This is a genomic window from Deinococcus sp. YIM 134068 (assembly GCF_036543075.1).
Lineage (GTDB): Bacteria > Deinococcota > Deinococci > Deinococcales > Deinococcaceae > Deinococcus > Deinococcus lichenicola.
The window spans coordinates 17,189-39,995 of record NZ_JAZHPF010000019.1; the positions used below are offsets into that span (position 1 = coordinate 17,189).

The 22,807-nt window shown below is 68.7% G+C and carries 20 protein-coding genes; 7 read left to right on the forward strand and 13 right to left on the reverse strand.

What is annotated here, in order from left to right; translation table 11 throughout:
- Positions 1-39: 39 nt before the first annotated feature.
- The 4 genes from V3W47_RS15370 to V3W47_RS15385 are packed head-to-tail and all read left to right on the forward strand — an operon-like array spanning position 40 to position 5,653.
- Complete coding sequence (locus V3W47_RS15370; protein ID WP_331826100.1) at positions 40-1,647, forward strand: tetratricopeptide repeat protein; 1,608 nt, start codon at positions 40-42, stop codon at positions 1,645-1,647.
- On the forward strand, positions 1,644-3,017 hold the full coding sequence (locus V3W47_RS15375) for an SPOR domain-containing protein (protein WP_331826101.1): 1,374 nt from the start codon (positions 1,644-1,646) through the stop codon (positions 3,015-3,017). Before V3W47_RS15370 ends, V3W47_RS15375 begins: the two co-directional genes overlap by 4 nt.
- Positions 3,018-3,020: 3 nt before the next feature.
- Entirely contained in the window at positions 3,021-3,719 is a 699-nt protein-coding gene (locus tag V3W47_RS15380; RefSeq protein WP_331826102.1) for a redox-sensing transcriptional repressor Rex, read from the forward strand.
- Positions 3,716-5,653 (forward strand): hypothetical protein, encoded by a 1,938-nt coding sequence (locus tag V3W47_RS15385; RefSeq protein WP_331826103.1) that lies wholly within the window; start codon positions 3,716-3,718, stop codon positions 5,651-5,653. Before V3W47_RS15380 ends, V3W47_RS15385 begins: the two co-directional genes overlap by 4 nt.
- A 122-nt stretch (positions 5,654-5,775) precedes the next feature.
- Here the strand turns inward: V3W47_RS15385 and cpdB are convergent, their stop codons facing one another.
- Positions 5,776-7,677 (reverse strand): 2',3'-cyclic-nucleotide 2'-phosphodiesterase, encoded by a 1,902-nt coding sequence (gene cpdB, locus V3W47_RS15390; RefSeq protein WP_331826148.1) that lies wholly within the window; start codon positions 7,675-7,677, stop codon positions 5,776-5,778.
- Positions 7,678-7,738: 61 nt separating this feature from the next.
- Positions 7,739-9,001: an alpha-hydroxy-acid oxidizing protein gene (locus V3W47_RS15395; RefSeq protein WP_331826104.1), complete on the reverse strand. Its 1,263-nt coding sequence runs from the start codon at positions 8,999-9,001 to the stop codon at positions 7,739-7,741.
- Positions 9,002-9,169: 168 nt separating this feature from the next.
- On the opposite strand from V3W47_RS15395, the gene V3W47_RS15400 reads away from it, so the two are divergent.
- Positions 9,170-9,319, forward strand: coding sequence for a hypothetical protein (locus V3W47_RS15400; RefSeq protein ID WP_331826105.1), 150 nt, complete (start codon positions 9,170-9,172; stop codon positions 9,317-9,319).
- A 5-nt stretch (positions 9,320-9,324) separates the two neighbouring features.
- Here V3W47_RS15400 and V3W47_RS15405 read toward each other — a convergent pair whose 3' ends face one another.
- From V3W47_RS15405 to V3W47_RS15450, 10 genes are all read right to left on the reverse strand, one after another.
- Positions 9,325-9,984, reverse strand: a complete 660-nt coding sequence (locus V3W47_RS15405; protein ID WP_331826106.1) for a DUF5639 domain-containing protein — start codon at positions 9,982-9,984, stop codon at positions 9,325-9,327.
- Positions 9,971-11,413, reverse strand: coding sequence for an FAD-binding oxidoreductase (locus V3W47_RS15410; protein ID WP_331826107.1), 1,443 nt, complete (start codon positions 11,411-11,413; stop codon positions 9,971-9,973). Before V3W47_RS15410 ends, V3W47_RS15405 begins: the two co-directional genes overlap by 14 nt.
- A 112-nt stretch (positions 11,414-11,525) precedes the next feature.
- Positions 11,526-12,803, reverse strand: a complete 1,278-nt coding sequence (gene glcF, locus V3W47_RS15415; RefSeq protein ID WP_331826108.1) for a glycolate oxidase subunit GlcF — start codon at positions 12,801-12,803, stop codon at positions 11,526-11,528.
- An 88-nt stretch (positions 12,804-12,891) separates the two neighbouring features.
- The gene (locus V3W47_RS15420; protein ID WP_331826109.1) at positions 12,892-14,100 is read right to left on the reverse strand and encodes a 23S rRNA (cytosine(2499)-C(5))-methyltransferase; all 1,209 of its coding nucleotides are present in this window, start codon (positions 14,098-14,100) and stop codon (positions 12,892-12,894) included.
- An 84-nt stretch (positions 14,101-14,184) separates the two neighbouring features.
- On the reverse strand, positions 14,185-15,387 hold the full coding sequence (locus V3W47_RS15425) for a thiolase family protein (protein WP_331826110.1): 1,203 nt from the start codon (positions 15,385-15,387) through the stop codon (positions 14,185-14,187).
- Positions 15,380-15,940 carry a hypothetical protein gene (locus V3W47_RS15430; protein ID WP_331826111.1) on the reverse strand — a complete coding sequence of 187 codons (561 nt, stop codon included), beginning with the start codon at positions 15,938-15,940 and terminating at the stop codon, positions 15,380-15,382. The genes V3W47_RS15425 and V3W47_RS15430 overlap by 8 nt, the downstream gene beginning before the upstream one ends.
- Positions 15,937-17,121, reverse strand: coding sequence for an alpha/beta hydrolase family protein (locus V3W47_RS15435; RefSeq protein ID WP_331826112.1), 1,185 nt, complete (start codon positions 17,119-17,121; stop codon positions 15,937-15,939). Before V3W47_RS15435 ends, V3W47_RS15430 begins: the two co-directional genes overlap by 4 nt.
- A gap of 2 nt (positions 17,122-17,123) precedes the next feature.
- Positions 17,124-19,472: a 3-hydroxyacyl-CoA dehydrogenase/enoyl-CoA hydratase family protein gene (locus V3W47_RS15440; protein WP_331826113.1), complete on the reverse strand. Its 2,349-nt coding sequence runs from the start codon at positions 19,470-19,472 to the stop codon at positions 17,124-17,126.
- Positions 19,473-19,634: 162 nt separating this feature from the next.
- On the reverse strand, positions 19,635-20,726 hold the full coding sequence (locus V3W47_RS15445) for a hypothetical protein (RefSeq protein WP_331826114.1): 1,092 nt from the start codon (positions 20,724-20,726) through the stop codon (positions 19,635-19,637).
- Positions 20,727-20,833: 107 nt separating this feature from the next.
- Entirely contained in the window at positions 20,834-21,121 is a 288-nt protein-coding gene (locus tag V3W47_RS15450; protein ID WP_331826115.1) for a hypothetical protein, read from the reverse strand.
- Between the two features lie 261 nt (positions 21,122-21,382).
- Here V3W47_RS15450 and V3W47_RS15455 point away from each other — a divergent pair, with 261 nt between their 5' ends.
- Together V3W47_RS15455 and V3W47_RS15460 are read left to right on the forward strand one after the other, a co-directional pair.
- Positions 21,383-21,706, forward strand: a complete 324-nt coding sequence (locus V3W47_RS15455; protein WP_331826116.1) for a hypothetical protein — start codon at positions 21,383-21,385, stop codon at positions 21,704-21,706.
- Positions 21,707-21,822: 116 nt separating this feature from the next.
- Positions 21,823-22,428, forward strand: coding sequence for an HAD family hydrolase (locus tag V3W47_RS15460; RefSeq protein WP_331826117.1), 606 nt, complete (start codon positions 21,823-21,825; stop codon positions 22,426-22,428).
- A 20-nt stretch (positions 22,429-22,448) separates the two neighbouring features.
- On the opposite strand, the gene V3W47_RS15465 is transcribed toward V3W47_RS15460, so the two are convergent.
- The gene (locus V3W47_RS15465) at positions 22,449-22,778 is read right to left on the reverse strand and encodes a cyclic-di-AMP receptor (protein WP_331826118.1); all 330 of its coding nucleotides are present in this window, start codon (positions 22,776-22,778) and stop codon (positions 22,449-22,451) included.
- Positions 22,779-22,807 lie beyond the last annotated feature (29 nt).

Genomic DNA, 22,807 nt, shown 5'->3' on the forward strand with positions numbered 1-22,807 from the left:
CCGCTACGATTCCCCCGTTCCCCGTTCAGGAGGCCCCCGGTGACTCAACCCAACCCCAAGGTGCTGCTCAGCCTGCTGCTGGCCGCCGCCCCCGTCGCCTCGGCGCAGACGCTGCTCGACACCTCGGCGGCCCTCTTCGTGCAGAACACGCTGAACCAAATGCCCCCCCCCGCCGTTCCCCGCGTGCCGGGCGTGCCCGCCGTCCCGACCCCGGCGGACCCGACGGCCCCCGCCAAGCCCGCCGTGCCCGTCACCCCCTTCACCCCGGCGCAGCTCGCCACGCTGGGGCAGGCGCAATCGGCGTTGCGTGCCGGGAAGTTCGGGCAGGCCCGCCCCCTTTTCGAGCGGCTGATCTCACAGAATTACGCGCAGCCGGAGCCTCACTTCGGGCTGGGGCTGACCCTGTTCGCGCAGGGCGACCTGAAGGGCGCGGCCTTCGAGTTCACGCAACTGACGGCGCTGGCCCCCGAGCGATACGAGGGGCCGTACAACCTCGGCGTGATCGCCACCCGCGAGGGCCGCCACGCCGACGCCCTGAAGTTCTACGCCGAGGCCGCGACGCTGGCACGCGGCAAGGCGGATGCTGCCCCCCAGCGGCAGGTGCTGGAGGCCCTCGCCGCCGAGCAGACCCGCGCCGGGGACTTCGCGGGCCTGAGCGCGACCCTCGCCGAGGCCGTGGCGCTCGATCCGAACGACGTGGAGGCGGGGTTCCGGCTGGCACAGGCCCGCACGCTCGCGGGGCAGGGGGCGCTGGCGCTGCCGGGGGCCTACGCGGTGCTCCAGCGCCAGCCCGGCCACGTGGACGCCGCACTCCTCGTCGCCGACATCTACGTGGCGCAGGGCCTCGGCAGCCGGGCGGTGCGCGAACTCGACGCGGTGGTCGGTCGAATCAAAGACGGGGCCGACCGTGCCCGATTGCTGCTCCGCAAGGCGGACATTCTCGCCTCGACTGGGGACCTGCGGGGGGCCGTGCTCGCCGCGCAGGAGGCCACCCGCGCCGACCCCCGGAACGCTCCAGCCTTCGCCCGCCTCGCCGAACTGCGGGTGATGCGGGGCGACCGGACCGGGGCGCTCGCTGCCTACCAGGGAGCCGTTCTCCTCGCCCCGCGTAGCGCCTCGTACCGTGCCGGGCTGGCCGCCGTGCGGCTCTCGCTGGGGCAGACCGCCGGGGCCGCCCGCGACGCCGCCTCCGCCCTGCGCCTGACGCCCGACGCCGCCACCCTCGCCCGCGCGCAGTTCGTTCAGGGAGTTGCCGCGTACCGCCAGGGGCAGTACGGCCCCGCCCGCGCCGCCCTGCGCTCCAGCGCCGCCCGCGTGCCGAACGCCGAGACCTATCTGTGGCTGGGCCTGAGCGCCTACGCGCTGAAGGACTACGCGGGGGCCGCCACCGCGCTCGGCGAGAGCGTGAAGCTCGATCCCACTCCCACCGCGCGGCAGAACCTCGCCTCGTCGCTGCTCGCCGCCGCCCGCTACCCGGAGGCCGAGGCGGTGCTGCGCGGCCTCGTGAGCGAGCGTCCGAAGGACCCCGAGGCGTGGTATCTCCTCGGCCTCGCCCAGCGCGCCCAGACCCGTGAGGCGGACGCCCGGCTCTCGCTGAAGACCGCCGCCAACCTCGGGAGCAGCAAGGCGCAGGGGGCACTGAAATGACCCGCCCCGGCAAGGCCCGCCGCTGGCCCGACCTGTTGATCGGCCTCCTTGTGCTGCTGCTGCTCGGGGGATTCGCCGCCCTCCTGATCGGCCAACGCGCCCAGCCCGTCGCGCAGACGCCGCCCGTCACCCCGACCGCCGACACTCCAACCACCGGGGCCACCGACACCGATTCCGTCGCCGAGCCACCGACAGAAACAATCACCATCCCCAGCGCCCCCGGCACGGACGACCCACCGGACGAAACCAGCGCCGGGACCACCACGCCCCCCCTCGCCTCCGGTGAGGAGGGGGAAACTTCGTCTGAGACGGCTGATACCGCCTCCTCGGAAACGGACGAGACCGCGACCGGAACGAGCGAGTCTCCCACGGCGGACGCTTCCGACGCCCCGGCAACCGAGGAACCGACCACCGAGCCGAGCACGGACATCCCTCCCAGCACCCCGCAGGACACGCCCACAGCCGAGATTCCCGTGGTGCCCGCCGATCCCGTCGCGTCCACGCCGACGACCCCCTCCGAGGCGGGCGAGACGACGATCACCGTACCGCCCACGGCGGAGGAACCTACCCCGGCCCAGCCCTCCACGGCGGCGACGGCTGCCCCGCCCCGCGCGGGGGGTGCGGTCGCCACGAGCGAGCGGCGCACGCCCCTGCGGAGCGACTACCGCGTGAGCCTGGGGTCCTTCGCCACGACGCGCACCGCCGAGCGCCTGACCGAGGGCGTGCGTGAGTTGGGCTACACCGTCTACCCCATCGACCTCGGGAGTCAGGTCGTGGCGCAGGTCGGCCCCTTCGCGGACGAGGCGAGCGCCCGGCGTGCTCTGGCCGACATCCAGCGGGCCTACCCCGGCGCGGTGATCTACCCGCCCCGTGGCCGCAACCTGAGAGGTGGGACCGTGACCGAGAACGCGCCCACCCCGGCACCGGAACCCGCGCCCACTCCCGTTCCCGACTCGAACCGGGTCACGCCCTCCGCACCTGCCCCCTCGACACCCGCCGCCGTGACGCCCGAACCCCCTGAACCTGTTCCTGCCCCGGCCACTGGACCCGCCACCACTCCCCCCGCTGCCACTCCCAGCGCCGCGCCGCAGCCGCAGCCACGTCCCCAGGCCGCCACCCCCACTCCCACGCCCGCAACGACTCCCGCCGCACCGAGCAGCCCGGTCTACCTTCAGGTGGGGGCCTTCGATCAGGCGGAGAGCGCGCAGACCCTCGTCGCGCGGCTGAGGGGAGAGGGCTACGCCCCGACGGTGAGCGCCCCCGATGGCCGCAAAGTGACCGTCCTGATCGGCCCCTTCAGCGGCAACGCCCTCACGCGGGCCGAGACGGACCTCGCGGCGGGCGGTCTCGAGTTCTTCCGGGTGCGGTGAGGCGTGACGGGCATCCCCACGGCCACGATCAGCCGCCTCGTCACCTACCTCCGCATTCTGGAGGGGCTGGAGGCGCAGGACGTGGGCCGCACGAGCAGCTCCGACCTCGCGGAACGCGCCGGGGTGACGGCCTTTCAGGTCCGCAAGGACCTAGCGTACTTCGGACGCTTCGGCACGCGCGGCATGGGCTACACCGTGCCCATCCTGCGGCGGGAGCTGCTGCGCGTGCTGGGCCTGAACCAGACCTGGAACGTGGTGATCGTGGGGGTGGGCCGTCTCGGACAGGCCATCGCCAACTATCCCGGCGCGAGCGACTATCAGTTTCAGTACGTCGGTCTCTTCGACGTGAACCCGGCCCTCGTCGGCCAGAGCGTGCGCGGCCTGACGGTGCGGCACACCGACGAGTTGCCGGGCTTCGTGCGGGGCACGCGGGTGGACATGGGCTTCCTGGCCGTGCCGCAGGGGCGCGCGCAGGACGCCGCACAGAGTCTCGCGGAGGCGGGGGTGCGCGGCATTCTGAACTTCGCCCCGGTGGTCCTTCAGCCGCGCACGGTGGAACGCTCCGGTTTGCAAGAAATCAGTGATGAGTGGCGTGGTGTGATTGTGGAGAACGTGGACTTCCTGGCGGGCATGAAACGCCTCGCCTTTTACGTCCTCAACCCCGACCTCAGCCGCGCCGAACCGGAGGACCCCGCCGAATGAAGAGACTGACCCCGCTGACCCTCGCCCTGGCCCTCGCAGCCTGTGGCACCATCCAGAGTGACACCGGCAACAACGTCGTGGTCAGCGCCAGCGCCAGCGCCGTCACGCTCGGAGCCGACGGCACGTCCGACGCGAGCACGGCCTACACCTTCACCAACCCGGCGGGGGCCAAGCCCACCTCGGTCACGAGCGCCACCGTCGCCTGGGGCACGGGCGCGGACCAGAAGGCCACCGTCGCCATCCCCGCCGTCAGTCTGCCCGCCGGATTGACCTGCACCGCCGCCGCCACCGACCCCTCCGCCGCCTGCGATTACAACGTCAGCGGCACGACCTTCGGCGCGCGGAGCCTCACGGCCAGCCTCAAGGACAGCACCCTCTTCGCCAGCGTGTACGCCGCCAACCCCAGCGCCAAGAACCTTCCGGTGACGGTGACGTTCAACGGGGCGGCAAATGCGGTGAACTTTGCGTTGAGCGTGAGCAGCAGCACGACCGGGGAGGGGGGCGAGACCACGCCAGTCGAGGCGGCACCCGCGCCCGTCCTTCAAGTCGTGGGCAATGGCCCGTTCTCCGGCAACATGAGCGTGAACGTTTCGGGGAACTTCGATGCGAACAGCGAAGCCGACCGCATCGTCCTCCAGATCACCGATTCCAACGGCGTCATCGACAACACGACTTACACCACGACGCAAGCCCGCGCGACTTTCAGCGTGGACACCACCAAATTCGCCAACGGGAGTCTCAAACTTCAGGTCATCGCCTACACGAAGTCGAACCTGCGCGGCGTCAGCATCGAGAAGGCCGTGCAGGTTCAGAACCTGACCAGCCCGAACCTCTCCGTCGCTTCCCCGTCGGACGGTGCCACCGTCACCACGCCTCTTGTGCCGGTGCGAGTCACCTTGACCAAGCGCAGCGCCGACTACACAGTCAATCCGCGAACCATTCAAGTGGATATCCTCGACTACCGGGGTGTGGTGGTGCTGCAACAGACCATCGACATCACCGAGGCCAGCGTCTGCACGGGCGACACAGACTCTCTCACCTGCAACACCCAGTTCGACATGGCGGGACTGCCCGCCGATACGTACACCATCCGCACCCGAACCACGGTGGCAGTGGACCCAGCGGGCGCGAATATTACCCGCGCGCTGGAGACAAGTAGCCGCTTCACTTCCAACACAACCAGCGTGTTGCCTCCGGCGGCGACGATCCGCTTCCCGGCCATTACGGAGAACCGGACGCCCGCCCAAATGGACAGCGAATCCGGAATATTGATCGGCGTCAGTGACAATACCGGGGTGTCCGTCGTGGAAGCGCGTGTTGTGGGGCCATTCGATGCCACCAAGCCGCTGTCCTTAAACGGCACGCTTCAATGTCTGGAAAGCCAACCCGCTGCAGGAAGCACCGCCGTGGACGTCCTGATGCTCAATCTGGGATACGAGAAGCCCATCTTGTTCGGGAATCCCTCGCTCCCCAACCTTGACATCGACGGCTCGGCCTACGTGCCGGACAATAAGATCAACCAGCGGTATGACTTGCGTGTCACTACAGTGGACACTGAAGGTAACCGCAACATCCAGTGTATTCCTATTACTATCAACCGTAGCCAAACTCGGGCGGCTCGCGTGTTGTACAGCACAACCGCCTCGCCCTTCCCCTCCACACCGATCACCACGGTCGGCAAGCTGAACTACACCAGTGGAGAGTGGACTCTGAGCGGCATCACCAACCGCAGTCGGGTAGCTGCCCTCGTCTACAAAGATGGTGAGCAGATCGGAATGGCATTCAATGCCAACGCAACTTCAAGCGTTGCCGTTAGCCAGACCTTCGCCAATCCGGGGGCGTACCACGTCAACTGGTTAGTCGAGGACATGACCACAGGCATCGTCACCACGGTGGCAGGTCCGTACATCAACGTCATTCGCAACGAGGAATAAGGATTGCTCTTAAGGCAGACAAGCTTCAAATCGATGAAGAGCCTGTCTGCCTCTTTGTGAGTGTACAAAACAGCAGGAGGGAAGCGACGTGACGTCGCTTCCCTCCTTGCTCGCCGCCAGGATCAGAACTTGATCGTGTACTCCGCGAAGCCGTCCTCGCGCGTCCGCAGGAGCGTCGCCCCGGCGGGCAGCGACTTCTGCGCGTTGGGGCTGCTGACGTAAAGCAGGGTCGCGCCGGGGATGGGCGTGAGCTTCCAGTTGCCGTCGGCGGTGGGGTTCACCGTCTTCTGCTCGTTGAAGAAGCGCACCAGCGCCTCACGGGTCTCGTCGGGAGCCTGGAGGACGATGTTCTGCCCCTTCAGGCCGGGGAAGGAGCCGCCGCCCGAGGCGCGGTAGTTGTTGGTGGCGATCACGAACTGCTGGGCCGGGTCGATGGGCTTGCCCCCATACTGGAGGTTCTTGATGCGGCGGGCACCCTCGTTCACGACCTCGCCCTGGCTGTTGTAGCGCGAGGGCTGGGTCACGTCGATCTCGTAGGTCACGCCGTCCAGCACGTCGAAGTTGTAGGTGGGGAAGCTGTCGTCCACGAGGGCCTGGGCTTCGGTCTTGCTCGGGTCGATCTGCTTGAACTGTCCGGCGCTGCGCTCCAGCCACTCCTGCACGCCCGCGCCGTTCACGAGGACGGCCTGCACCGTGTTGGGGTACACGTACAGGTCGGCGACGTTCTTGATGGCGAGCGTTCCGGCGGGGATGTCGGTGTAGTAGCTCACCCCGCCCCGGCCCCCGGCCTTGAAGGGCGCGGCGGCGGAGAGGATCGGCAGGTCCTTGTACTGGGTGCTGGCGAGCGCGGCCTTCACGTAAGCGGTTTGGGCGTTGCTCACGAGCTGGACGCTGGGGTCGTCCTGCACGAGCGCCCAGTAGGAGGTGATGGGGGCCGTGAGGTCGGCCACCTTGCCGCGCACGTAGGCGAGGGTGCCCTCGTGCGCCTGCCGAACGGCGGCAGCGATGCGCGGCTCGGGCGTGACGAGGCTCTTCTTCGCCGTCTTGTCCCAGATGGGGCGCAGGCTCGCCTGGCTGTCGGCGATGGCCCACTTCTGGGCGGCGCGGTCGTAATTCAGTTTCAGGTCCACGATGCCGAGGTCGCTGCCCCAGAAGCCCGCCATCACGACCGGCTTGCCGTTGATGGTGCCCTTCGTGAGATCGGCACCGGGGATGCTCTGGTACACTGGGCCGGGGAACGCCTGGTGGCTGTGGCCGCTGAGCACCACGTCCAGCCCCTCCACCTTCGTCAGCTCGGCGGCGACGTTCTCCTGGCCGGGCTGGTAATCGGCGGTGATGCCGCTGTGGGCGATGGCGACGACGATATCCGCGCCCTGCGCCTTCATCTGCGGCACGAACTTGCGGGCGGCCTCCACGATGTCGGTGGTGACGATCTTGCCCTCAAGGTGCGACTTGTCCCAGTTCACGATCTGCGGCGGCAGGAAGCCGATCACGCCGACGTTCAGGACGTAGGGGCGGCCCTCGGCGTCGTACACGACCTTGCGCTGGATCAGGTAGGGGGTGAAGGCGTTCTCGCCGGGCTTGCCCGTGCCGTCGTCCTTGTAGGCGTTCGCGCTCACGTAGGGCATGGGCGCGGCGGCCACGACCTGCTGGATGAAGGGCAGTCCGTAGTTGAACTCGTGGTTGCCGAGGTTGCCCGCGTCGTAGCGCAGGACGCGCATCGCCGCGTGCATGGGGTGGAGCTGACCGGCCTTCAGGGGCTGCACCCGCGCCACGAAGTCGCCGAGGGGGTTGCCCTGGATCAGGTCGCCGTTGTCGTAGAGCAGCGTGTTGCGCTTCTCGTCGCGGGCCGCCTTGATCAGCGAGGCGGTGTACTCCAGCCCGGCCTCCCCGGTGGGTTTGTCCTGGTAGTAGTCGTAGCCCAGCGCGTTGGTGTGGAGGTCGGTGGTCTCCAGGATTCGCAGTTCGACGGTCTGCGCTCCCGCCCAACCGGAAAGAGTGCTGCCCAATAGCAGGGCGGCCATCAGGGGAAGATGTTTAGGCACGCCCCCCAGAATACGCCGCCGGGTCAGAGTTTTGTATGGGTCAGTGCGGGACGAGGTGCCCCGGTCCAAGATCGCGGGCCGCCCGCACGCCGAGCAAACCGAGGGTGAGGTCGAACTCGGCCAGCACGTTTTGAATGACCTCGCGGACACCTGCCTCCCCCGCCAGCGCGAGACCGTAGGCGTAGGGCCGCCCCAGCAGCACGGCCCGCGCCCCCAGCGCGAGCGCCTTCGCCACGTCCGAGCCGGTGCGGATGCCGCTGTCGAAGAGAACCGGGAGGTCCCCCGCCGCCGCGACCACGCCGGGCAGGGCGTCGAGGGCCGCCACCTCCCCGTCGATCTGTCGTCCACCGTGGTTGCTCACAATCAGGCCGTCCACGCCGCGCCGAACGGCCTCCCGTGCGTCGTCGGGGTGGAGGATGCCCTTGAGGAGAATGGGCAGGCCCGTCCACTCGCGCAGGCGGCTCACGTCGTCCCAGCCGAGGTCGGGGCGGGTGTAGGTGGCGGTGAAGCGGGCGGCGGCGGCGCGCATCTGCCCCACGCTCAGGCCGAACGCGCGGCCCTTCGCGGCCAGTTCAACTCCGGCGCGAATGAGGGCGGGCGTGCGCGGCGGCTGGACGGCGGGCGTGGGAAGCGTCTCCGATAAGCGCGAGCGGAACACCGGATCGCTGAGGTACTGGGCGAGGCCGCGCCCATGCAGGAAGGGCAGGTGGCCGAGGTCGAGGTCACGCGGTCGCCATCCCAGCAGCGTCGTGTCCAGCGTGAGGACGATGGCCCGCGCCCCACACGCCTCCGCCCGGCGCACGAAGGAGCGCGTCACCTCGTCGTCGGTGCCCCAGTAGAGCTGGAAGAGGCGGGGGGAGTCGCCCATCGCCCGCACGCAAGCTTCCATCGGCACGGACGCCTGCGAGGAGAAGACGAAGGGCACCCCCTGGGCAGCGGCAGCGCGGGCCACGGCGAGGTCTGCCTGCGGGTGGGCGCACTCCAGCACCCCGATGGGCGCGAGGAGGAGAGGCGTGGGCAGGCGCAGGCCGAGCAGGTCCACGCTCAGATCACGTTCGCGGGTGCCGCTCAGCACACGGGGCACGAGTCGCACCCGCTCGAAGGCGGCGAGGTTCGCGCCCATCGTCCGCTCGCTGCCCGCCCCGCCTGCGAGATAGGCGAAGTCGGGAGCACTGAGCTTGGTACGAGCTCCCCGCTCCAACGCTTGCGGCGCGACAGGCACACGTGGGCGCTCACCGCCTAGACCTCGCACGTACACCCGCGTCTGCCTCGCCCGGCCCGGCCCCGGTCCGATGTTGGTCATGGTCCACAGCGTAGAGGAGCGGTCGGGGGAGAGTCGCCAGTCGCCAGCAGCCAGTCGCCAGGAGGGGCGGGGGGACTTGGCCTCTCGGCTCTTGCCCTCAAACTCGTCAGGTCTCAGCATCGGCGGACCTATGCTGTGGTCAAGTCCTCTCAGGACTCAGGAGCCGCCATGCCATCCCCGGACCGGACCCGTGTTCGACCTCCCGCCCCCTCTGACGACGCCACTTCCGCCCGCACGATGGGCCTCGCCGCCGTACTGATCGCTCTGTGGGCAGTCGTCGTGGCCCGCGTCCGCAGGCGGGACGAACGCCGCCGGTAAGTGGTTTACAGCGCCGTCGCCAATTTCCCGAACAGGGCGGGCATGGGTGGAGCGGCCCCGCTATTCACCCAGCCGAAGCGGCGGTCGCGCAGGTCGGCACCCTCACCCACCCCTAGCCCGTCGGGAAAGCGGGGGCGGAGATCCAGCGCCTCCGTCACCTCGCGGGCGGCGGGCAGGACGCTCAGGGCACAGTCCACCTCGCGGGCGTGGCCGAAGTGCATCAGGTGGACCTCCCCACCGTCCTGCCAGGCGAAGCGGGCGCTCACGTCCCCAAGTGTGGCGAGACTGCCGGGAGCCGCGACGTGTCGCACATTCAGGCCGGGTCTCAGCCGCAGCGTGACCTCCAACGCCTCGCCCAGCGCGCCGAAGGAGCCGACGAAGGGGCGGGTCAGGTCGTAGCCCTGCACGTTCTTCACGGTGCGCCCACCCGCCCGCACCACGCGGCCCGAGGGGGAGCGGAAGGTCACGCCCAGCACCTCCGCCCCGAAGAAGAAAGTTTGCCCGAAGCCCCCGCGCGAGACGAGTCCGCCCACGCCGCCGGGCAACTCCACGCGCGGGAAGGGCGGGAAGAGGCCGGGTGGCAACGCTGCGTAGACTTCCACTAGTCCGACGTCTCCGCTCACCGTCACCGTCTGGTCGCCGGGGGAAAGGTCAAGGATGGGCATGGGCCTCGTCCTCGTCGGGCAGAATCTTGCCGGGGTTGAGAGCTTCGGACGGGTCGAGGGCGCGTTTGACGCTCCACAGGGCACCGAGCGTCACCGGGTCCACCGCCTCGCGCATGAAGGGACGCTTCATGGTACCGATGCCGTGTTCGCCGCTGAGGACGCCACCGTGACGGATGGCGACGAGGGCGATCTGGTGGGCGAGGTCGTGAACGGCGTGGACATCCTCGCGGCGTGGGTCGAAGAGGATGTTGGGGTGGAGGTTGCCGTCCCCGATGTGGCCGAACTGGACGAGGGGCAGCCCCGAGGCATCCCCGAGCGCGCGAATCTCGCGCACCACGTCGGGGAGGACGGAACGCGGCACCACGATGTCCTCGTTCATGCGCTGGGGGCGAATGCGGCCCAGAGCGGGTGACACGCTGCGGCGGGCCTGCCAGAGCGCGGCGCTCTCGGCGTCGCTTCCCGCGCGGCGCACCGTTCCCCCGGCGTTCAGGCAGGCGGCCTCCACGAGCGCGCGCTCCTCCTCTACCGTCTCCAGATCGTCGCCGTCGGTGTCCACGAGCAGGACCGCGCCCGCCTCACGCGGCAGACCGACGGCGAGGTAATCCTCCACCGCGTTCGTGCAGGCGGTGTCCATGAACTCCAGCTTGCTCGGCACGGCCCCGGCGGCGATGGCGGCGCTGACGGCCTCGGCGGCCTCGCCCACCTCCGGGAAGCTCGCCATCAGGGTGCGAGTGTGCTTCGGCGGCAGGGTGAGGCGCAGGGTCGCCTCGGTAATCAGGCCCAGCGTTCCCTCCGAGCCAATGAGCAGCCCGGCGAGGTCGTAGGCATCGCGGGTCAGCCGATGGACCTCGCCCTCCGCGTCCACGAACTCCAACCCCTTCACGTAGTCGCCCGTCACGCCGTACTTGAAGCACATCGGCCCGCCCGCATTCTCGCCGAGGTTGCCGCCGATGGTGCTCGTGCGGAAGCTCGCCGGGTCGGGGGGGTAGATCAGGCCGTGGGGCCTCGCCTTTTCCGTCACCGCCAGCGTGACCACGCCCGCCTGCGCCCGCGCCTCGCGCCGCTCGGGGAAGACCTCCAGCCGGGTCATGCGGGTAAAGGAGATGACCAGCGACTCGCGCAACGGGGCCGCCCCGCCGCTCAGCCCGCTCGCCGCGCCACGCCCCACGATAGGTACGCCTGCCGCCCGCGCCGCCCGCACCGCCGTCACCACGTCCGCCGTCGTCTCCGGCAGCACGACGGCCAGCGGCGTCTCCCCGAACTGGATGGCGTCGTAACGGTAGTTCAACCGCTCAGAGCGAGCAGACAGCACCTTCTTCGGGCCGAGCGCGCGAGTCAGCTCGGCGGCCAGCCTATTGTCCGGCGTCCCGTTCGAGCGGGGCTTAGGGGCAGGGGAACCGGGGCTGAGGGCAACTTTTTCGGGGGTCATGCGTGCCTTTCAGGCGGTCCAACCGTCCAACCGTCTAAAGGTCTAACGGGCCGAGCCGCAGTCTCTTTTAGACAGTTAGACCGTTCGACCGTTAGACCCCGAGCGCAGCGAGTCACAGCTCCCCCCGGTACGCCAAATCCAGTACCTCGACGGTGTGCATCACCGGCACCCGGCTTCCCTGCCGCCGCACGTGGCTCTGAATCTGGGTGTGGCAGCCGATATTTCCGCTAGCGATGAGGTCGGGCGTGGTGGAGAGGATGTGCCCTGCCTTGCGGATTCCAAGCTGGTTCGCCAGTTCGGGCTGTTCGAGGTTGTAGGTGCCTGCCGAGCCGCAGCACAGGTCGCCCTCCGGGATTTCAGCGACCGTGACGCCGGGGATGGCCTTCAACAACTGGCGGGGCGCGGCGCGGACGCCCTGCGCGTGGGCGAGGTGGCAGGCGTCGTGGTAGGCGACGGTGAGGTGGCGGGAGGTGGGCATGGGCCGTTCGAGGTCCCCACTCTGGAGCAGCCCGTTCAGGTACTCGGAGATGTCCTGCACCTTCGCGGAAAAGGCCCGCGCCCGCTCCTCGTCCGGCAGGCCGTGCAACACGACCGGGTACTCCTTGAGACCCGCCCCGCAGCCCGCCGCATTGGAGAGGATGGCGTCGTACTCGTCAGGATCGAAGGCGTCTAGGTTCCGGCGCACCAGCCGCAGCGCCTCGTCCCGTGCGCCCGTGTGGAGGGCGGCGGCCCCACAGCAGCCCTGCCCCTCCGGGATGACGACCTCGATGCCGTTGCGAGCGAGGACGCGCAGGGTCGCAGCGTTGAAGTTCGGCGTGAGGGCCTGTTGCGCGCAGCCGACGAGGAAGGCGACGCGGCCCCGTTTCTTGCCCTTCGCGGGCGTCACCCTCGCGCTGGGCTGCATGGCTGGAACCCTTTCCGGCAGCAGGTCCATCGGGGCGCGGAGGGCGGCGGGCAGGAGGGGGGCGAGCGGCTTGGCGTACTGGCCGACCCTCGCGGCGACGCTGAAGACCTTCGGGGCGGGGAGGATTTTGAGGATGGCGGCCCGCTTGGCACGGTCGAACGCAGACCGCTCCCGCTGTGGCTCGCTCCAACCGCGAAAGCTCGTGATGAGTTCGCCGTAGGGCACACCGCTGGGGCAGGCGGTGACGCACGCCTGACAGCCGAGGCAGCGGTCGAGGTGAGGGGCGGCGTCGGCCAGCGGCAATTCGCCCTCCAACACCTCCTTCATCAGGACGATGCGCCCGCGCGGGCTGTCCATCTCGTCGCCAAGGATCGTGTAGGTCGGGCAGGCGGGCAGGCAGAAGCCGCAGTGGACGCAGGCATCGACCGCGTGCGCCATCACCTCGCCCTGTGGTCCGAGCGCGGACACGGGAATCTCGTTGTTCACGGGCGGACCCTCATGCCCGACAGGATAGGTGGAGGCTCACAGGACAAAAGGGAGTTGGGTAGAGGAATGGCCGGGCTTGGCGGATGGGTCAAGCGTCCAATTGCAGGAAAATCGCCTTGAGGTACTCCGCCTCCGGGAAGGTCGCCCGGTGATCGGGCGCGTGGCGGCTCGTGCCCAGTTCGCGCCACCCCCGGCCCGAGCGGTCCGCCGCCCCTCGCACCACGTCCCAGAACTCATCCGCGCTGACGTGGGCGGAACACGACGCGTTGACGAGGATGCCCCCCGGTGCGAGGCGGCGCAGACCATCCGACGCGAGCTTGCCGTAGGCGCGGATGGCCCCCGCCCGCTCCGACTCCCGCCGCGCCAGGGACGGGGGATCGAGAACGATGAGATCGAAGTCGCGCCGTGTCTGAGAAAGCCACTCGAACACGTCGGCCTGGACGGTCTCGTGTCGGGCAGTCAGCTCAGGATTGAGGGCAAAATTGCGCTCCGCACTCCGCAGGGCGTGGGCGCTGATGTCGAGGCTCACGACCTCGCTCGCCCCACCGCGCGCCGCGTACAGCGAGAAGCCCCCGGAAAACGAGAAGGCGTTCAGCACCCGCCGCCCCCGGCTCATCTCCCCCACCCGGCGGCGGTTCTCGCGCTGATCGAGGAAGAAACCCGTCTTCTGCCCGCGCACCACGTCCGCCTCGAAGCGCAGGCCGGACTCGTGGAAGATCACCGGGTCGTCCGGCTGCGTACCTACGAGCGTCAGACCGTCGGACAAGCCCACTTCTTCCGCCGCCCCCTGAATGTTGCGGCTGAGGCGCAGGACCACCCGGAAGCCGTGAAAGCGTTCCCCCAGCAACTCCAGCAAGAGCGGCAGGTGCGGGAACCACGCCGCCGTATACAGTTTCAGCACCAACGTCTCCGCGTAACGGTCCACCACCGCGCCGGGAAAGCCGTCCGACTCGCCGTTCAGCACCCGGTAGCCGTCGGTGTCCGGGCCGAAGAGGGGCGCTCGCCTCAGCAACGCCGCGTCCAGCCGGGCCGCCCACCACGCCCGGTCCACGGTGACGGGCGACCCCGCGTGCAGCACCCGCAGCCGCAACGGCGAGGACGGGTCGTACAGGCCGACGGCGAGGAAGCGGTCGCGGCGGTCGTACACCACGGCGAGTTCCCCGGCCTCGCCCTCGCGGTTCTGCTCGCGCACGCTGGATTCGTAGAGCCACGGGTGCCCGGCCCGCAGGTGCGACTCCGCCGCCGCCGTCACGCGCAGGCGCAGGCGTGGGCGTTGAGGGAGAGCGGCGGCAGGCATGGGGGGCAGGGTAGCGCAGGCGGCAACAAAGAAAAGGGACGGGTGGAGTCTCCCCCACCACGTCCCTACGTCGTGCTTCTGGCTTCAGTCCGCCGCCTGCGCCCCCTGCTCCTCCGGGTAGACCTCGATCACGCCCGCCGCGCCCATGCCGCCGCCGATGCACATGGTAATGAGGGCCTTGCCGCCGCCCCGCCGCCGCAGCTCGTAGATCGCGGTCGTCGTGAGCTTCGCGCCCGAGCAGCCCAGCGGGTGCCCGAGGGCGATGGCCCCGCCGTTCACGTTCATCTTCTCCTCGTCGAAGCCCAGTTCGCGGGCCACGGCGAGGCTCTGGGCCGCGAACGCCTCGTTCAGCTCGATCAGGTCGATGTCGTCCAGGGTCAGGCCCGTCTGCGCCAGCACCTTCGGCACGGCACGCACGGGGCCGATGCCCATGAGTTCCGGCTCCACGCCCGCCACCGCGAAGCCGAGGAACTTCGCCAGCGGCTTCACGCCGAGTTCCTGCGCCTTCTCGCCGCTCATCACGAGGACGGCGGCGGCCCCGTCGCTGAAGGGGCTGGAGTTAGCGGCGCTCACCGAGCCGGTCGCCTTGAAGGCCGGGCGCACCTTCGCCATGTCCGCGAGGTTCGCGTCGCGGCGGATCAGCTCGTCCTTGTCGAAGGGGACGGTCGTGCTCGTGACCTTCGTGCCCTTCACCTTATCCACCTGCACGGGCACGGCAATGATCTCGGCGTCGAACCGGCCCGAGTCCTGCGCCGCCGCCGCGCGCTGGTGGCTGCGAAGGGCGAAGGCGTCCTGGTCCTCGCGGCTCACCCCGTACTTGGCGGCCACGTTCTCGGCGGTCAGGCCCATGCCGATGTACGCACCGGGGCGCTCGTCCACGAGGTCGGGGTTGGGGCTGGGGTTGTGGCCGGTCATGGGCACCATGCTCATGCTCTCCACGCCCCCGGCGAGCATCACGTCCGCCTGTCCGGTCTGAATCGCCGCCGCCGCCATGGCGATGGTCTGGAGGCCGCTGGAGCAGAAGCGGTTGACCGTCACGCCGCCCACGGAGTCGGGCATCCCGGCCCGCAGCGCGGCCATGCGCGCCACGTTCAGGCCCTGCTCGGCCTCGGGGATGGCACAGCCCATGTACACGTCCTCCACGATGGAGGGGTCCACGCCCGCGCGCTTGACCGCCTCGGACAGCACCAGGGCGGCGAGGTCGTCGGGGCGGGTGTTAGCGAGGGTGCCTTTGACGCCGCGTCCCACGGGGGTACGAACGGCGGAAACGATGACAGCATCACGCATTGGAGTTCTCCTTTTGAGACTTCGGTTGGATGTATCGCGGTTGGTCTAGAATTTCACGGTGAATTTCTTGTAGCCTTTCCTTGGAACAGCTTTCCTTCATGTCTTTTAACAGAGAGTCGAGCAGTATATCCACTGAATATGAAAAGGTTTCTATGTCTTCTACGTCCTGAAAATAGAATTTTGGGAAACGCAGAATATGACGGAACTGAGGAAAATTAGATAAACCTACGTCCATAGAGGATAGTATGTTCTCGGCAGACACGCTTAGTCGAGATTGTATTTGGGGTTGCTTCAGGTTGAATCGCTTTACATCTTTGTATATGTTGATAGATAGGCCCCAAACCAAAACTTTGTACCAAGATTCCCCCTCACGACCGATGTGTAATTCGACTCTGGCTCCTGCATACGCTGTTTGATCGTCACGATGAAAAGAATTTTTAATGCCGTATGATTCAACTTCAACCTCACTCAAAAGCTGCGGCACATCACTGCTGTAGAATTTGCGGTGGAATAATGCCATTCTGTCAAAGATAAGCTCTTCACCTTTACTCAACTGTTATCCTCCTCCCCCAACACCCGCGCCACGAACGCCTCCAACGCCGCGTCATACCCCGCCGTGTCAATGTTCCAGCAGCGGATGTGCTTGGCTCCCTCGACCCGGTGGTACTCCACCAGATCGGGGCGGGCGGCGGCGAGGGCGTCCGCCTGCCCCACCGGAATGGTGCGGTCGCGGGTGCCGTGCCACAGGAGGATGGGAAGCTTGAAGTTGGGGGCAGCCCTGATCTGGTCCACCGCGTCGAAGTCCTGCCCGGAGCGGCGGGTGACGAGGCGCTGCACGAGGGTCGCCACATGCCCCGCCACGAAGGGCGGCAGGCCGTACCGCTGCCCCTGCCAGCGGATGGTCGCGCGCCAGTCGAGGACCGGGCAGTCGAGCATGACGCCGAGGACGGGAATGGGGAACGGCTCGTGCCTGGGCCGCAGCACGCTCAGGACGATGTTGCCGCCCATGCTGAAACCGTACAGCACCGCCCGCCGGTAGCCCGCCTCCTGCGCCCAGTCCAGGGCCGCCAGCACGTCCTCGGCCTCCTCGTCGCCCAGGGTGTGGAAGCCCTTCTCGGAGCGCGGGGCACCGTGGGCATTGCGGAAGGTGACGAACAGCGAGCCGGTGCCCGTGCGCCGCAGCGCCGGAAGCATCCGCAACGCCTGCGACCGCTGCCCGCCGTGCCCGTGGACGACGATCACGATGGCGTCCCGCTCGCCGGAGACAGGTGGGATATGCCACGCTGGCATATCACCCAACGGCGTGGAAACGATGGTGTTCTCGTACTCCACGCCGAGTTGCGCCGGGGTGCCGTTGTAGACGAAGGTGGAGACCCAGGCGAGCGCCCCGTTGGGCAACACGCCGCGTTCGTCCTGAACCTCGCGCCGCACGAGCGTTCCCGCGATCTTCGCAGGTCCCAGGATGGCGTGCCCCTGGTTGGGCCGCAGCGGCACGATGCCGACGACCCCACGTGAGAGCGTCTCCGGCGAGGCAGGCAGGTAGACCGAATTGCTCCGCCGCCCCACCGGAACGAACGCTCCCTTCACCCACCGCGTCTTGGACCGCAGGGTGATGTCGGCACCGACCAGCGTCGCCACCCCCAGCAAGGCGACGTAACCCAGGGCAGCCCAGGTGGCGACGCGGCGCTTGCGGACGTGCCGCAGACGGTCGAGGAGGGGGGGGCGCTCGCTCACGCTCAGTTCCTCAGCGGCTTGCCCGTCTTGAGCATGTGGGCAATCCGGTCCTGCGTGCCCTTCTTGCCCAGCAGGGTGAGGAACGCCTCTCGTTCGAGGTCGAGGAGGTGCTGTTCGCTGACCTTCGCGTTCCGGTTGTTGCCGACCCCGCCGGAGAGGACGCGGGCGAGTTGCTTGCCCACCTCGGCGTCGTACTTGGTCGCGTAGCCACCCTCGGTCATCCCGTAGAGGGCGAGCTTGACGGCGGCGATGGCGGCGTCACCCATCACGGGGATGTCCTGCCGGGGCGTGGGCTGCACGTAGCCGGGCGCGAGGGCGAGGACCTGCCGCTTGGCCTCCTCCAGAATGCGGTTCTTGTTCATCGCCACGGTGTCGTGGTCGCGCAGGAAGCCGAGCTTGCGGGCTTCGAGGGCCGAGGTGCTGACCTTCGCCGTGCCGATGAGTTCGAACGCACGTTGAACGGCGGGCAGGAGAGGTTGGCCCGGTTGCAGTTGGTCCGTGAAGCGCAGCAGCATCTCCTTCGTGCCGCCGCCGCCGGGGATCAGGCCGACGCCCACTTCCACCAGCCCCATGTACGTCTCCGCGCTGGCGACGATGTGATCGGCGTGGATGGAGAACTCGCACCCGCCGCCGAGCGCCAGGCCGAAGGGGGCCGCCACGGTCGGGTGGGGGCTGAAGCGCATGGAGGTCGTGACCTGCTGGAACTGCTTGATCTGGTCGTCCAGCTCGTCCCACTCCTCGGCCTGAGCCTGCGCGAGCACCAGCGGCAGGTTCGCCCCCGCGCTGAAGTTCTCACCCTGGTTGCCGAGGACGAGGCCAGCGTAGCCCATCTCCCCCACGAGCTTGTGCGCGTCCTGCACGGCACGGAGCTGGTCTTCGCCGAGCGCATTCATCTTCGCGTGCCACTCGACGAGCAGAACGCCATCGCCCATATCCACGACGCTCGCGCCCGCCCGCTTCTTGATGACCTTCGTCGCGTCCTTTTTCAGGTCGGTCAGGATGAAGTAGGGGGCCTCGTACTTCGTCGGCTCACCGCTCGGCGTGACCGTCTCCTCGCCCATGTAGAACCGCTCGCGGCCCGAGTCCTTCACGGCTTGCAGGAGGGGTGGGAGGGTACGGCCCTCCGCTTCCAGATTGGCGATGACGGTTTGAACGCCCAGCGTGTCCATCGTCTCGAAGGGGCCTTCCTCCCAGCCGAAGCCCCACTTCAGGGCGTTGTCGATGTCCTGAAGACGGTCGCTGACATGCCCGGCCATCTTCGCCGCGTACCAGAAGCCGTCGTTCATCACGCCGCGCAGGAAGTCGCCCTCCTTGCCCTCGGCGGTGTAGAGGGCTTTTACCCGCTGGGCGAGAGGCTGACTCTTCACCGCCTCCACGGCGGGCACGCTGACCTTGCCCCGGTCCTCGTACTCCAGGGTGTCGAGGTTGAGGCTCAGAATCTTCGTCTTGCCGCGCTCGTCCTTCGTCTTCTTGTAAAAGCCGCTGCCCGTCTTGTCCCCGAGCCACTTCTTCTCCTCCACCAGCTTTCGGAAGGTGTCGGTGAGGCTGAAATCCTCGTCCTCCGGCGTGGCTTTCCCGAGGTCGCCCGCGACGTGGGAGATGATGTCCAGCCCGCTCAGGTCGGCGGTGCGGAAGGTCGCACTCTTGGCGCGGCCCAGGGCGGGGCCGGTGAGCCCATCCACCTCGTCCGGCGTCAGGCCCGCGCGCTCCATATGCTTCATCGCGCGGATGATCCCGTAGACGCCGATGCGGTTGGCGACGAAGCCGGGCACGTCGTTGGCGACGACCACGCCCTTGCCGAGGGTGTGGTCCGCGAACTCGGAGAAGGTCCTCAGCACCTCGGGATCGGTCTTCGGCGTGGGGATCACTTCGAGGAGGTGCAGGTAGCGCGGCGGGTTGAAGAAGTGCGCGCCCACGAACCGCCGCTGGAAGTCCTCGCCCCGGCCCTCGATCTGGAGGTGCATGGGAATGCCCGAGGAGTTGGAGGAGATGATGGCCGTCTTCTTGGCGACCCCCTCCACCCGCGCCCACAGGTCCCGCTTGGCGTCCAGCTTCTCGATGATCGCCTCAAGAATCCAGTCGGCGTCCCTGAGTTTCTTCAGGTCGTCTTCGAGGTTGCCCGGCGTGATGAGGGCGGCCCGCGACGGGTCCATGAAGGCGGCGGGGCTGGCCTTCAGCGCCCGCTGAATCCCCTGCTTGGCGAGGAAATTGCGGTCCGGGTTGTCCGGCAACACGATGTCGAGCAGCGTGACGGGAATGCCCGCGTTGGCGAGCTGGGCGGCGATGGCGGCACCCATCACGCCCGCGCCGATGACGGCGGCCCTCTGAATTCGGTACGGCTGTATTCTCATGCGACCTCCGGTGGCTCCGTTGTAATTCTTGAACTCGGTCCAAAGTTTAGGGCGCGCGGGGGGCGTTTGTCCACCGGAGGGTCTGACCGTTCGACCGTCCAACGGTCTAACCGCTTGAAGGGTCGGACGGTTTCGCCTTTGGACGGTTCGACCGTTCGACCTTTAGACGCCCCTTGCGGCCAGCCACGCCCGCGCCGCCGTCTCCAACGCACCGAGGGAGGCGAATCCGACGGCCTTCGCGGCGGCATCCCCCTGCCCGGTCTCCGCGAAGGTCTTAGCCAACAGCCACGGCTCTTCCCTCCCGCGTGTCTCGGCCAGGAACTCCACCACGCCGAGGCCCTGGCGGTAGGCGTGGTCCCAGCGGTTTTCGGGGACGGCGGGGAAGTCGGCGAGGTCGGCCAGCGGCACCCAGCCCGACCGGGCGTAGCCGTTGACCCGGCTCTGCCACGCCTGCCACCCGCGCTCGGAGACGAAGGTGCGGGCGGCGAAGTTCGCCAGCCCCTCGTGCAGCCACCAGGGGATGCGCTTGTCCCGGCCTGCGCCTGCCGCCAGCCCGACCGCGAGATGGGTGAACTCGTGGGTCAGCACCCGCAGGGTCGCCCCCTCCACCTCTGCCGGGGTTCCACCCGCCAGCACGAGCTTGATCGCCTCCCCCGGCTCGTTCCAGCCCGCGACGGGGGGCAGCGAGAGGTAGACGCTGGCGCTGAGGCTGGAGGAGTCCGGGTAGACCTTGACCACGGCGTCACCCGGCACGGGGAGGCCCAGCACGTTCCTCACCTCCCCGGCGGCGCGGGTCAGCAGCGGGGCGATGATGGCGGTGCGCTCCGCCAGACCCGGCGCGTTCAGGGCAAGCAGGGTGCCCGTCTCCGTCCGCACGGGCTGGAAGGCCTCGCCCGCGTAGCGCCACACCTCTCCCACCCGCATGAGCCGGACGGGCAGCGTGACGCGGCTGACCTGTCCGGGCACCCGCGTCCAGACGAGGGTGAGGGTCGCGTCGGCCTGCGTCCCCTGCTCCCGAATATCGCCCAGGGTATAGGTCACGTCGGCGGGCACCCTGCGCGTCAGGTCCGCCGCGAAATTCGCGCCCTCCACGGTGAACGTGCCGCCGGGGGCGAGCAGATTGCGGTAAGCGACGGCGTCCCCGGCACGTGCGGCGGTCTGGAGCGCCTGCGCCAGCTCCTGCGGCGTGCGTTGCGCGTGGGCGGCGGGGGCGAGCAGCGTCGTCAGCACGAGCAGAGCGGCGCGAAGGGTCATGCCCCAGCTTAGAGAGCGGAGGGGTTGGGGGATGCCCGCGAGAGTTGCATTTCGGGAGCAAGGGAGGCGAGTGGGAACGGGCCGAACTCTCCAAACGTTTCGTCCATCTAATTCCCCGGCAGGAACCCCTTTACCACATAGACGACGACCAACCCACCCAACGCCGCGAGGGCCGCGAGGCTGAGGCGGCGGTCCCCCCGCCACGCGCCCACCGCCACCCACACGGCGGCAAGGACGGGCACGAGCGCGACGCAGGCGACGCCGACGTAGGCGTAGCGCGGCAGCACCACACCCAGCGCGAGCAGGACGACGCCCACCCAGAAGCCCGCCGGGTACAGCCAGTGTGGCAGGCCCGCGAGTTCGGTATCGGGCGGAGAGGACGGCGGGTGGGTCACACGGGGGCCTCACTCCAGACACGATGAGAGGAGCGGCACCCGTCCGTTCCCCTCCCCATCCCAATCACCCTCAAGACGCGCATCCTTCGTCCTCTATTCCCCGTCATCGATTCCTCCCCAGCGCGTCATCCAGAGTAGTCGATGAGTGGACAGAAGCCGCAGGAGCACCGGGGGAGAGCCTTCAGCCTCGCTTCACACGGGGGGCGGTCCTACCGTCCGGCACGGCGGGGTCGGGTCTTCTGAGCGGCGGAGGTTTCCCCCATGACCATGACCAATCAACTGGATGAAACGCTCGCCCTCCTCACGGGCGGCGCGGAAAACATCGACCCGAACCTCGCCGTCACGCACCTGCGCTCGTGGCAGGCCGCCGTCGCGGGCGAACCCGCCGGGGGCCTGCTCGCCGCGCAACTGGGCAAGGTCGCCGAACTCCTGCAATCCGGGCAGTACACCGAGGCGCTGGCCTCCCTCCCCCCGATGGGTGCCGAGGTGGAGGGACTGGCCCGCACCGCCCCGGAGGAGGTGCAGGACACGCTGATGCGTCTGGCCGAGGTGCTGCATCTGTCGGACGGAGGGCTGGACGGCTAGAGGGAAAGTAATGAGGGTTGAGTGATGAGTGATGAGGGGCAGCGATTCCTGTTTTCCCCATCACGCGTTCCTCATCACCCATCACCCCCGCCACCCTCGCCGGGGTACGCTCAGGCATGCCAGTCAAAGTGCTGTTCTGGGACATCGGCGGGGTGCTGCTCACGAACGGGTGGGACCGCGAGCAGCGGGCGGACGTGGTGGCCCGCTTCGGGCTGGACGCGGAGGACTTCGGCGAGCGGCACAAGCTGGCGGCCCCGGAGCTGGAGCTGGGCCGCATGAGCCTCGCGGAATACATGGAGCAGACGGTGTTCCACGCGCCGCGCTCCTTCACGCCGGACGACTTCCGGGCCGCGATGGAGGCCGAGAGCCTGCCGCACGGCGAGTCGCTGGCGCTGGAGGTCGCGCGGGGCCTGGAGGGGCGCTACCGCATGTACTCGCTGAACAACGAGGGCCGCGACCTCAACGAGTACCGCATCCGCACCTACGACCTGGGCAGCTTCCTGCTGGGCTTTTTCACCTCCTGCTACCTGGGCGTGATGAAGCCCAACCCGGCGATCTACCGCCTGGGCCTGAGCCTCGCCCACATCCGCCCCGACGAGGCCGTGATGATCGACGACCGGGAGCAGAACGCGCAGGCGGCCCGCTCGGTCGGGATGCACGCCGTCCGCTACGAGAACGCCGCGCAACTCCGGGAGGAACTGGCGGCGCTGGGGGTGAGCTAGAGGTCAGGTTGGCGGCGTGGTCACACCTTCACGAACTCCTGCACGCCCAGGACGAACATCACCGCGCCGCCCACGGAAACCTCCACCGGGTCGCCCACCATCCCCTCGCCCTGCTCGCCCATCGGCACGCCGGGCGAGACGAGGCGGGTGCGGGTGCGGCAGGTGCGCTGCACGTGGCGCTTGAGTTCGGCGAAGCGCTCGTCGGGCACGCCGATCATCAGGGTGGTGTTGCCCTCGCGCAGGAAGCCGCCCGTGCTGGCGAGCTTCGTCACCTCGAAGGCATTCTCGGACAGCACCCGCACGAGGGCGGCGGCGTCGGCATCCTGAATTACGGCGAGCACCAGCTTCATGAGGCCTAGAGTAACAGAGGGGCGGGGGC